Origin of the sequence: Lysinibacillus sp. ZYM-1 (assembly GCF_001308875.1) — a bacterium.
Taxonomy (GTDB): Bacteria; Bacillota; Bacilli; order Bacillales_A; family Planococcaceae; genus Lysinibacillus.
In genome coordinates, this window is the sequence record NZ_KQ465119.1 from 92,782 (window position 1) to 104,799 (window position 12,018).

Genomic DNA, 12,018 nt, shown 5'->3' on the forward strand with positions numbered 1-12,018 from the left:
CCTTCGGCGGATGTCACTGAATTACGCCAAGGCATATTTGATTATTAGGAGGGTTTTATAGATGGCATGGATTGTCCATGAAACGATGACACAAAAACAATTAGCTGAACAATTTAGAGCTCTCATTACTCGTTCAACTATTTTGCAAATACCAGGTGCTCATGATGCAATGGCTGGCCTAATGGCTAAAAAAGTCGGCTTTGAGGCATTGTATCTTTCTGGAGCTGCTTACACTGCAAGCAGAGGGTTACCAGACTTAGGAATGATTTATTCTAATGAAATGGCTCAGCGTGCATGTGATATTATTCGAGCTACTCATTTACCAATGCTTGTGGATATTGATACCGGCTTTGGTGGTGTATTAAACGTTGCCCGTACTGCACGTGAAATGGTAGAAGCAGGGGTCGCTGCTGTACAGCTAGAGGATCAAAATCTTCCCAAGAAGTGTGGGCATCTGAATGGCAAAACACTTGTTTCTCAGGAAGAAATGATACAAAAAATAAAAATGATGAAACAAATAGCGCCTACCTTGGTTATTATCGCCCGCACAGATGCGAGAGCTGTTGAAGGGTTAGAGGCAGCAATTCTAAGAGCCAAAGCCTATGTAGCAGCCGGGGCAGATGCTATTTTTCCGGAGGCATTACAAACTGAAAAAGAATTTAAACAATTTGCCAATGAACTAGATGTACCATTATTAGCCAATATGACTGAATTTGGCCAAACCCCTTATTATACGGCTAAGGAATTTGAAAAAATGGGTTACTCGATGGTCATTTATCCTGTTACATCAATGAGAGTAGCAGCGAAGGCATATGAACGCGTATTTGATTTAATAAAAAATACCGGATCACAAAAAGAAGCAATCGAGGATATGCAAACTAGAAGCGATTTATATGAAACCATTTCCTATTATAAATTCGAAGAATTAGATAGTGAATTAGCAAAAACCATCTTGTCTAAAGAGGAAATAAAGTAGGAGAAGTGAATAGCTTTCTTCACTTTCTTTCAAGGAGGACTCATATGGATAAACTAGAAGACAAAATGGCGATCTTTACACCTGAGGATTTTCATGATGAGGAAAAGCTCATAGCAAAAACTGCCGAGCTCTTCATTAAACAGGATGTTTCACCGAAGATCTCATCCATTGAACAGCATCAGTATGAGGTAACTCGTCAATTGTTTCAAAAAGCAGGTGATCTTGGTTTACTGGCCATTGAGATACCCGAAGCGTATGGCGGACTCGAACTCAATAAAAAAATTTCTGGACTTGTAGCAGAGAGAATGGGTTTTGGGGGCTCATTTAGTGTCTCCTACAACATTCATGCAGGGGTTGGCACATTACCCTATGTCTATTTTGGAAATGAGGGGCAAAAGCTGAAGTACTTACCAAAGCTAGCTTCTGGAAAATGGATTGGCGCTTATGCACTAACGGAGCCCGACGCAGGTTCCGATGCACTGCGTCCCAAAACGAATGCCAGGTTACAAGAAGATGGTACAGCCTGGATAGTAAACGGAGAAAAGCAATGGATTACCAATGCTCAGCTAGCAGATGTCTTTGTTGTTTTTGCCAAAACTAACGAGGGAATGACCGCTTTCATTGTAGAACGTTCGTTTAAAGGGGTTTCTGTGGGACAGGAAGAAGAGAAAATGGGCATTAAAGGCTCCTCGACCGCTACGCTTATTTTAGCGGATGTTGTCGTGCCAATGGACAATGTTCTTGGTGAGGTTGGCAAAGGACATAAGGTCGCTATGAATATATTGAATATGGCAAGGCTAAAGCTAGCCTTTTCCAACATTGGCACTGCCAAACAGGCATTTCAATTAGCCCTGAATTACGGGAAGGAACGGAGACAATTTGATAGATCTATCATTGATTTTACAATGATACAAGAAAAACTCGCTGATATGGCAGTTCTGATTTATGGGGCAGAAAGTGCTGCATACCGAACAGCTGGAAAAATGGATGAGGCCATTGCGTTAGCTACTAAAGAAACAATGGTTTATAAAATATCCGATTTTGCTCTGGAATGCGCGCTCCATAAAGTTCATTGCTCAGAAGCACTTGGAAAAATTGTAGATGAAGCTGTGCAAATACATGGTGGATATGGCTATATGCAAGATTATGAAGTTGAACGTTTGTATCGTGATGCGAGAATAAGTCGTATTTTTGAAGGAACGAATGAAATCAATCGCCTTACAATTGCTAAAATGTTGTGGAAGGAACATACACAAACAACAGCTACTGAAGGTGCTCTTATAGAAAATCAACCATTAGAAAGAAATCACCAGTTTATCCGGCTATCCAAGTATTTAATGAAACTAGCAATGACAGTCATTGCTAATAGACAGATTCATCTAGAACAAGAACAAGAATATATGCGTTTGTTGGCGGATATGGTCAAAGAAAGCTATGTTATGGAATCTGCATTGCTCAGAACGGAAAAGTCTGCGCATGAGCTAACGAAGCAGTTGATGACAGATATAATATGCCAGGAGGGTTATCGCAAAATAGAAGAATGTACGATCGACATTATTACAGCTGCAGAAAGCAATGATCAAAAACGAACAACCTGGCTGGATAGCATTCGACACTTAAACACCCCGTTACAGCAAAACCTTTTTATGAAAAAAAGAGCAATTGCGAGAACACTCATCGACAATCCAAAATTAATTAGTTAGGAGGAATAACATGATTGAGACATTTGCAAACATCAGTAAAGAAGGTTCCATTACGATTATCCATTTAGATCATCCACCAGCAAATACCTTGTCATCAGCCTCTATTAAAAAATTGCGTCTCATTTTTCAAGAACTAGCGGAGGACATCGAAACAAGTGCCATCATTATTACAGGCACTGGCCGATTTTTTGTGGCAGGGGCAGATATAAAGGAGTTTGTTTCAGCATTTGGACAACAGGATAAAGCTTTGCAAATGGCTAAAGCAGGGCAAGCGTTATGTGATGAAGTAGAAGCCATGAAAAAACCAGTTATTGCAGCCATTAATGGCCCTGCCCTTGGAGGAGGACTAGAACTAGCGTTAGGATGTCATTTCAGAATCGCTTCGAATCAAGCCATTCTTGGCTTACCAGAATTAAAGCTTGGACTTCTCCCAACATTCGGTGGCACACAACGACTTAGCAGAATAACGAATCAAGCAACAGCACTCCAATTAATTTTAACAAGTAAACAATTGAGTGCCGAAGAGGCGCTACAGCTAGGGATTATCCAACAGGTGACAAAACCAGATGAACTTTTGTCAACGGCTAAGGCTGTTGCGCAATCCTTTGTTGAGGGTAAAAGTATGACTAGTATCTCCCGGACAATTGAATGTGTCATTCAAAGTACGAAAGATAGCCTACAAAATGGTCTTGAACTTGAAAGAACACGCTTTGCTGAGTTATTTTTCACAAACGATGCCAAAGAAGGCGTACAGGCATTTATTGAAAAAAGACAGCCACACTTTAAACATTTCTAATGGAGGGATCCAACATGGAAAACGAAGTATTATTTTCGGTCGGTGATGGGGGTGTAGCAATAATTACACTGAATCGCCCCAAAGCTTTAAATTCACTTTCCACGAACATGCTTAAACCCATAGGAGAAAAATTGAAAGAATGGGAAGGGAATGATCAAATTCGTATCATTATTCTACAAGGTGCTGGTGAGAAAGGTTTTTGTGCTGGAGGCGACATTAAAATACTTTATAAAGCACAATCCAGTCAAGAAGCATTAAAAAATGCTGAAATCTTTTTTGAAGAAGAATATCAAGTGGATATGGCCATCTATCACTATCCTAAACCAATTATTGCCTGCCTTGATGGCATTGTCATGGGAGGTGGTGTCGGTTTAACATACGGGGCAAGTCACCGAATCGTTACAGAACGGACAAAATGGGCGATGCCGGAAATGAATATTGGCTTTTTTCCAGATGTTGGAGCAGGCTATTTCTTAAACAAAGCACCAGGGTTTATTGGATACTATCTAGCATTGACTGCCTCTATTATTAACGCTGGAGACGTACTTTTTGCCAATGGGGCAGATCATTATATGACGAGTGACAAACTACAGGATTTCCTTGAAAGCGTTAAACAGACCGACTGGCATTCAAAGAATATAAATACAATGATAAATCAATTGATTGGTGAATATTCTAGTATATCATCCGAAAACAGTGCACTTGAGAGTCTTCAAACAGTAATAGATCAACATTTTTCAAGAAATGTAGTGGAAGAAATCATAAAATCCTTAGACAATGACCCAAGCAAATTTGCCAATGAAACAAAACACTTGCTGCTATCGAAATCTCCATCCTCTTTAAAAATAACGTTGCAGCAACTTATTGAAGCACGTGAAAAAACATTAGAAGAATGCTTTGCGACCGATTTAATTTTGGCAAGAAACTTTTTAAGACATAAGGATTTCTATGAAGGTGTACGATCCGTTGTCATTGATAAGGATCGAAATCCACGCTATACCTATCAAACTTTAGAAGAATTTACAGAAGAAGATAAAAAGAAGTTTTTTCATGAAAACAGTGTAAAATTATAGATTTCAATTAAAAATCCTGTTATTGGCAGGATTTTTTCTTTATCTATCGAAGAAAAGGGAGGACTAGCATTCAGGATTATCGTAGGATTTTTACAAATAAACATTAGAATTTTACTATCAAGGAGGTATCTTGATGCAGGAAATTTTTGATGACATGATTAAGAAGGACATCACGCCGTTCCTTTCCAAGCTTGGCTACAAAAAGAAAACTTTGAATTTTATAAGACAACCGAGAACCTCATATACATGTTCCATTTCCAAAAATCCTCTGGTCATTCATCTGATAATGCTATGTTTTATGTGAACTGTGGCATTTACGCAACAGAGCTGGCGCATATACAATCGAAAGAGATTCTGACGGCACCAAAAGAAGTAGAATGTCACTTTAGAGCAAGAATTGAGGAAATTGTAAAGTCTGTCCCAGCTCGATTTTCCATCACCTCTGCTACAAATATTAATGATGTAAGGGAAATATTATATCATGGGTTAGAAGAGGTTCATCATTTCTATAAAACGATGACCAGTGTTAGATCGATTGTTGATTATTACACGTCAAGTCCTTTTTTACATTTGGGCGAAGAGAGTTTTCATTTATTATTGCAAGTTAATGATCTAACAGCAGCAACACAATATTTGAAGGCATTACAGAAAAAGCACGGAACTGAACAACGATGGACCATTTTCGAAAAAAAATACCATGCGATCTTCAAGCAATATGGCGTCGACATTGATTACATTCTCAAGGAGAAATGACCATGGTACTGGTCTTGTCAGGTGGATGCTGATAGACATCCACCTGCTGTAAATTGTAATGAGTTCCATTAAACTGACTAAAATAAAGTTTGAATGAAGTCAATTACAGAAAAAAATTAATCAGAACTCATTTATTACGAGTATCTGGTTTTATATTTTCAGTCTAGCGTTTAAGCTCTTCATTTTGACCATTTAGAGACGGACCAGTGGGTAGAAGTATGCGATCGAGTATTCTTCCAGTAATCGGCATAAAGAAGTGAAGGATGAATCCTCCCAAGCAAACCGTTATGACTGTTCCGATACCAATTGGGCCTTTAAATATAATCGCCATTAATAAAAACAGGAGATAAATAGCCGTTCTTGCGAAAGAAATGGTTGTTTTCATTAGTTCTTTGATTATTAAGGTTAATCGGTCAACAGGGATCGGTGCAAAGTTCGTATGTAAATAGGTGGCAGTTCCTACTCCTATCACAACTAACCCCACGCCAAAACAAACCACTTGGCTATACCACGCTTCCGGTGTTAACACATTATGTAATAGAAATAACCACATATCAATCCCAATACCAGTAATAAATGCCGTGATAAAGCCCAAGAATTCTGGCTTTTGTTTGGCTAATATGGCATTACAGCCTATTAAAATAATCGCTAGTATGATTTCCCAACTACCGACAGTCAGCCCTACATTTTTGGATAACCCTACTAAAAGGGCATCAAAGGGGGAGGTGCCTAGATTCGATTGAATCGTAAAAGAAATACCCAAGGTTAAGATTAAAATGCCCAAGACATAAAATACATATTTCAATTTTAAAACCTCTTTTCATTATTTTATTGCAAATACAACAAAAATACGTTACATTGAATATATACTCTTTTTGTTGCATTTGCAATATAAAATCTATAAAGAGTCCTAAGGGAGTGTAACGAATGTCAGTCAAAATAGCAAAGTGTAGTATAGGTGATTTAAAAAAACTACAAGAAGTAAGTATCGAAACGTTCAATGATACCTTTAAAGATCAGAATTCACCTGAAAATATGACAGCTTACTTGGAAAAAGCATTCACTGGTACCCAGCTGGAAAAGGAATTGTCTAATGACGCTTCCGAATTCTATTTTATTTACGACAATGATGCCATTGCTGGCTATTTAAAGGTGAATGTCAATGAAGCTCAATCTGAACAAATGGGGGATGGGGCACTTGAAATTGAACGAATTTATATTCGACAGCAATTTCAAGGAAGAGGACTTGGCAAATATCTCATCAACAAGGCCATTGAATTAGCTGAAACACATAACAAAAAAAGCATCTGGTTAGGTGTTTGGGACAAGAATGACAATGCCATAGGTTTTTATAAGAAAATAGGCTTTGTTCAAACTGGGGCTCACTCTTTTTATATGGGTGAGGACGAACAAATAGATTTGATCATGACCAAAACACTAAATTAAAATTTGAATGGCAGAAACGTTGGTATCACAACATTTTTGCCATCTATTTTTATACATTTCTATTTTTTTTCATAGCTTCTGCCACTGCCGATGCATGTGGATCATCTTCTTTATAAAGCTCGCTCATTATATTGGCGTAATCAGTAGCATTACGATTCTGACTTAATTTATAGGCGGCTTGGACTTCTTCTATTTTAATCTTAAACCCTTTTATTCCTTTCATTTCTTGCTGCAATAATTCAGGAGATAGCTTATCCCACAAAACAGGGTTTTCCCGGAATTTCTCATATTTTTCTAGTAAGTGCGCCAAATCTTGTGCTAATTCCTGTTCTTCTATAAGACTTGCTTTTCCGTACATATGGACAGATTGATAATTCCATGTTGGCACGTTTTCATTCTCATACCAAGAAGAAGAAATATAGGCATGTGGCCCATTAAAAATCACAAGAATATCATTTATCTCTTCAAAAGTTCGCCATAAAGGATTTCCATAAGCTAAGTGACCTGTTAGGTAATAGTCATCTTGAATTTTAGTCATTTGTAAGGGTATATGCGACGCAATTGGTCTCCCTTTTCTAATAGAAACGATGGTCGCGAAGGAATTCGCTTTAATAAATTCATTGATTTCTTCTAAATCTGTAATTTTGTAATACTTAGGAATATACATGTCATCTCTCCTTAGTTCAAAAAAGTCATTGTGAGTTTTTCTAATAAACAAAATATTGTCAGCAGATGGCTTTACAACTTCTTCTCCACAATGTAGATTTTATTATAATCATCCATTGGTACCTATAAAAGTGCCAAGAATGTTATTTCTAAAGGAGCCAAGATTCGTATGCTTAAATTAACACCTATTTTTAATCAAGAAGAGCCACTATATTGTCAATTATATAACTATATAAAAGGTGAAATTCAAAATGGAAACATTCTAGCGACAACCAAACTGCCCTCTCAACGTAGTTTGGCTAAACATTTACATCTTAGTCGCAACACAGTTGACGCTGCCTATCAACAACTGGTCGCAGAAGGATATGTAGTTAGTAAGGAGCGCGAAGGGCTTTATGTTGTGGAACTTGAAAGTGATTATTTTCAAACAAGTCATGTAAAATTTGATCAAACACAGTTAAAGCAAAATCGAGAACAAGAACCAGCTGATATGAAATATGACTTTAGTTATGGTGATATCAACTTAAAAGACTTTCCCTATAAAATATGGCGTAAATTAACGATGCAAAGTCTGGATGAAGAACATGGCCATCTTTTTTTCTATGGAGATACACAAGGAGAACTTCCATTAAGAACTTACATTGCAAAATATCTATATGAAGCAAGGGGGGTAAAATGCACGGCCGAACAAATTGTTATTGGTGCCGGTCTGCAATTTCTTACTAGCATTGCATGTAACTTAATTGGCAGAAATGACCTTTTTGCGATGGAAGATCCAGGCTATTATCGTGTACGCTACCTGCTTCAAGATCATGGAATAAGGATGAAGCCCATTCCTTTGGATGATCAGGGTATCAACATCGCCTCTTTAAAAAATAGCAGCGTAAAAGCCGTTTATGTGACACCTTCACACCAATTTCCAATAGGAACTGTTATGCCCATTTCACGAAGGCTAGAGCTATTAGAGTGGGCTAAAGAAGAGGCTGCTTATATTATCGAAGACGATTATGATGGGGAGTTTAGATATGCAGGGAAACCAATTCCTGCCCTACAAGGGTTAGATTCGCATGATCGTGTTATCTATATGGGGTCCTTCTCTAAATCATTAATTCCATCTATCAAGCTAAGCTATATGGTTTTACCAAGACCATTAATTGATATATATAGGAACAATAACTATTATGTGCAAACGGTCTCGAGACTCCATCAACATACTTTACAGCTTTTTATGGAAAGTGGACATTGGGAGAGACATCTCAATAAATCAAGAAATAATTATAAGAAAAGATATGAGGCATTAATCACAGCGATTCATCGAATATGGGGAGATAGCGTAAACATTTATGGGGCTAGTAGTGGTTTACATCTCCTGCTCGAGCCTAATAATAATATGTCGGAACGGGAGCTAATCGAAACGGCCAAAGCAAAAGGGGTAAAAGTATACCCAACCTCCATTTTTTATGCAACGCCACCGGTCAATCAGCCAGCAAAAGTATTGCTTGGTTTTGCCAACCTAGCAGAAGCGGAAATTGAAAAGGGGATGGAGTTATTAAAAATCGCATGGTTTGATTAAGCGTGCACTTGTTCTATATCCACAACTCGATGGTGGAATTTGTATCACCATTGAATAGTATCATTACTGATGACAAACGCCATTAGCTTTGCATTTGACGATTTGTTTGGAAAAAAAGTTTATACCATTCGATAATCTTTGTACGCAAAGAAGCCTCACTGATTACTCAAAAGGCTTCTTTTTCTATATATACCAAGGTAATGCATCTTCCATTTTCCTGCCTGGCTTACTTGTTTTTTCAATGACAATCCAGTGATCGTCTTTCTTTTGCACTCGATAAATGACATTCGTCCCGTCAGACTTTTTAAAGAGTATATAACCCGAATTGCCTTTTATAAAGGTGACAGGGTCGATCACATTTTTGTAGGGGATCTTTCGCTCAGGAAATAAAATATTGGTTGCGATATCTTCGGTAATCTTATAAAGGGATGTAAACCCAGTTTCCTTATTAATATCTGCTTGGTATTCCAATTGATTGTATGTGTAAGAAGAATAAGACGCTAAATTTGAGTGAAAAGTTTGTTTAATATCCTCAAGTGTTTCATGATAAAATGCCTTTATCTCTTTTTCTACGTTATCTCCCTCATGTTGATAACGAATTGTTTGAACTCCATTAGGACTGACGTCAAAAGTCATGATTTCCTTACTGTACGGTGGGTCATGAGCATGTTCGAAAGTGGTGACTTGAACTTTAGTGATAAAACTAAGGCTATCATTTTCTCTAACGATGCTTAAGATCTTCGCATCTTCATAGCCGAACTGCTTAAGATAGCCGTAATAATTAGTAAGTTCCTTTGTAATGTATGGGTATAGGGCTACCAGCAATGTATCAGATAGAAGTTTACTATCAACCTGTTCATTCTGCGCATAAATCTTACCGGGCATAATCAAAATAGTTACTATAGCCATTGAAATATAAGCGAATTTTTTCATGGATTATGTTAAGCCTCTCTAAAAAATGTTCTTCTTAAGTTGTGCCAATTTGAAAAAAGTATATATAGTTTTTTTAAAAAAGGAAGAAGCATTATGAGAAAAATCATAATACCCTTTAGAGTGGTGTTTTTGAATTTTCCAACAGGGACTTTGGGGCAGAACGCATTGGTCTAGTATAGACACGCTGCTGTAAATAACTGAGAAAAACAAAGAGGAACTTGTGAAAGCCATGCTTTTAATCATCTCAATCAAAATGCCTATAAACTTTTACTTCTGAGGAAAATCAGTCGGAGACCATTCCTGGATAGTGAGGTTAAGGTTCCCAAGATTATCCCAGCACAAGCGCATTACTTGGAGATAATTTTAAACATAAAAGAATCCATTTTGAACTGGATCATTCAAAATGGATTCTTTTTCATTAGCGCATAGAAATAATTTTTGTGGCGACTGTTTGCTGAAATGCCTGATCGTGTTCTACAAAAACCATTGTAGGATTAAAGCTTTGTATAAGCTCTTCTATTTGCAAACGCGAATAGATATCTATAAAGTTAAGTGGTTCATCCCATATATATAAATGAGCTTTCTCACATAAACTTTTGGCAATCAGTAGCTTTTTCTTTTGCCCACCTGAATAATGAGCAATATCTTTCTCAAATTGTATTCGATCAAAATCCATTTTACGAAGGATGGATTTAAATAATGTTTCATCAATGTCATGCTCTTCAATAAAATCAGATAACATACCCTGTAAATGGGAAGTATCCTGTTGAACATAGGAAATAGTAAGGTTCGAGCCTTTATGAATGGAGCCTGTATGCTGTATTGCATTGCCTAAAATGAGTTTTAAGATACTACTTTTTCCGCTTCCATTCTTTCCATCAAGGACAATACGATCACCTTGTTCGACTTTAAAGCTAATCGGCTGATTGATGATTTGGTCGTCATATAGAACCGAAACATCGGTCAAAGTCATTAGTTCCTTTGATTGAAATGCCAATGGCTCTAATTTTAATGACTCTGTTTTTTCCACATTTTTAAGCAATTTTGATTTTTCATCGAGCGCTTTTTGTTGCCTTGATTCAATGTGCTTCGCTCTCTTCATCATCTTAGCTGCTTTATGTCCTACAAAACCTTTATCGAGCTTAGAACCAGAATTCGTCGTCCCGTTTTTGGAAGCCTCCACTTGATTAGACCAGCCTGCTGAACGCTTTGAAGAATGTTTTAATCTTTCGATGTCTTTTTGTAGACGATGATTAGTCGCTTCCTCATGTTCCTGCTGTCTATCAAAATTTAACTTCCATGAAGAATAGTTCCCACTTTGAACATCAATATTTGCTCTATTAATGGATAGGATATGGTCAACACAGCCATCTAAAAAAGTTCTGTCATGTGAAATCAAAATAAATCCTTTTTTCTTCTTTAGATAGTCAGCGACAATTTTGCGCGCATCTGTATCTAAATGATTGGTCGGCTCATCAATTAATAGGAATTGACCTTCCGTTAAGAAAAGGGCAGCAAGCAAGACCTTTGTTTGTTCTCCATTAGATAATGTTTTAAAAGGGCGGTACATAACCTCGGCATCTATATTTAGATAGGATATTTCACGAAGGTACTCCCAATCCTCTGCCTGAGGGCAAATCTCCTCAAAAATTTCATACGTATACTTGTTTTTATCTGCAACGGGGTAGGGGAAATAAGTAAAGTCAACTGAGGCAATAATTTTCCCACTATACTCATAATTCCCTAATAATAGATTAAAGAATGTTGTTTTACCTCGACCATTTCTACCGATAAATCCAAGTTTCCAATCCGTATCTAATTGAAAGTTTACACCTTCGAAAATATTATCAAAGCTACCTGGATAGGAAAATGTTAAATCTTGCACTTGTATCATTGACATAATAATTCCTCCTTTGTATATCAACACTTTTTCTTCCTTTATACAAAGTCGGCACATCCATCTTGTGTAAATGTCTCCGCATAAGTTTGATGGATATTAACGACTTATACGGAGTTTTACATGCGTAACAATCGTGTCTAAATCGCTCATTTCCCACACTTCCTTTTTTAGGATTTCGATTTAACTATGAGAGAATAAA

Annotated in this window: 11 protein-coding genes; 7 read left to right on the forward strand and 4 right to left on the reverse strand. The window is 37.2% G+C overall.

All coding sequences use genetic code 11. From position 1 onward, the window contains the following. The first annotated feature begins 61 nt into the window (after positions 1 to 61). The 5 genes from prpB (at position 62) to AO843_RS12770 (ending at position 5,301) form a co-directional block, all read left to right on the forward strand. Positions 62 to 976 (forward strand): methylisocitrate lyase, encoded by a 915-nt coding sequence (prpB, locus tag AO843_RS12750; protein ID WP_054611478.1) that lies wholly within the window; start codon positions 62 to 64, stop codon positions 974 to 976. 44 nt (positions 977 to 1,020) lie between these two features. Next, positions 1,021 to 2,679, forward strand: coding sequence for an acyl-CoA dehydrogenase family protein (locus AO843_RS12755; RefSeq protein ID WP_054611479.1), 1,659 nt, complete (start codon positions 1,021 to 1,023; stop codon positions 2,677 to 2,679). 10 nt (positions 2,680 to 2,689) lie between these two features. Then, positions 2,690 to 3,475 (forward strand): enoyl-CoA hydratase-related protein, encoded by a 786-nt coding sequence (locus tag AO843_RS12760; protein ID WP_054611480.1) that lies wholly within the window; start codon positions 2,690 to 2,692, stop codon positions 3,473 to 3,475. A 14-nt stretch (positions 3,476 to 3,489) separates the two neighbouring features. After that, positions 3,490 to 4,548 carry an enoyl-CoA hydratase/isomerase family protein gene (locus AO843_RS12765; RefSeq protein ID WP_054611481.1) on the forward strand — a complete coding sequence of 353 codons (1,059 nt, stop codon included), beginning with the start codon at positions 3,490 to 3,492 and terminating at the stop codon, positions 4,546 to 4,548. Positions 4,549 to 4,794: 246 nt separating this feature from the next. Then, complete coding sequence (locus tag AO843_RS12770; RefSeq protein WP_231630140.1) at positions 4,795 to 5,301, forward strand: DUF4304 domain-containing protein; 507 nt, start codon at positions 4,795 to 4,797, stop codon at positions 5,299 to 5,301. A 163-nt stretch (positions 5,302 to 5,464) separates the two neighbouring features. On the opposite strand, the gene AO843_RS12775 is transcribed toward AO843_RS12770, so the two are convergent. Continuing rightward, the gene (locus tag AO843_RS12775; protein ID WP_054611482.1) at positions 5,465 to 6,106 is read right to left on the reverse strand and encodes a YczE/YyaS/YitT family protein; all 642 of its coding nucleotides are present in this window, start codon (positions 6,104 to 6,106) and stop codon (positions 5,465 to 5,467) included. 122 nt (positions 6,107 to 6,228) lie between these two features. Here AO843_RS12775 and AO843_RS12780 point away from each other — a divergent pair, with 122 nt between their 5' ends. Continuing rightward, the gene (locus AO843_RS12780) at positions 6,229 to 6,747 is read left to right on the forward strand and encodes a spermidine/spermine N(1)-acetyltransferase (protein ID WP_054611483.1); all 519 of its coding nucleotides are present in this window, start codon (positions 6,229 to 6,231) and stop codon (positions 6,745 to 6,747) included. 49 nt (positions 6,748 to 6,796) lie between these two features. Here the strand turns inward: AO843_RS12780 and AO843_RS12785 are convergent, their stop codons facing one another. After that, positions 6,797 to 7,414: an FMN-binding negative transcriptional regulator gene (locus AO843_RS12785; protein WP_054611484.1), complete on the reverse strand. Its 618-nt coding sequence runs from the start codon at positions 7,412 to 7,414 to the stop codon at positions 6,797 to 6,799. A gap of 168 nt (positions 7,415 to 7,582) precedes the next feature. Here AO843_RS12785 and AO843_RS12790 point away from each other — a divergent pair, with 168 nt between their 5' ends. Next, positions 7,583 to 8,986 carry a MocR-like pyridoxine biosynthesis transcription factor PdxR gene (locus tag AO843_RS12790; protein WP_054611485.1) on the forward strand — a complete coding sequence of 468 codons (1,404 nt, stop codon included), beginning with the start codon at positions 7,583 to 7,585 and terminating at the stop codon, positions 8,984 to 8,986. Positions 8,987 to 9,169: 183 nt separating this feature from the next. Here the strand turns inward: AO843_RS12790 and AO843_RS12795 are convergent, their stop codons facing one another. Further along, positions 9,170 to 9,919, reverse strand: a complete 750-nt coding sequence (locus tag AO843_RS12795; RefSeq protein WP_054611486.1) for a DUF3888 domain-containing protein — start codon at positions 9,917 to 9,919, stop codon at positions 9,170 to 9,172. Positions 9,920 to 10,337: 418 nt separating this feature from the next. Then, positions 10,338 to 11,819, reverse strand: coding sequence for an Lsa family ABC-F type ribosomal protection protein (locus AO843_RS12800; protein WP_054611487.1), 1,482 nt, complete (start codon positions 11,817 to 11,819; stop codon positions 10,338 to 10,340). Positions 11,820 to 12,018: the final 199 nt, after the last annotated feature.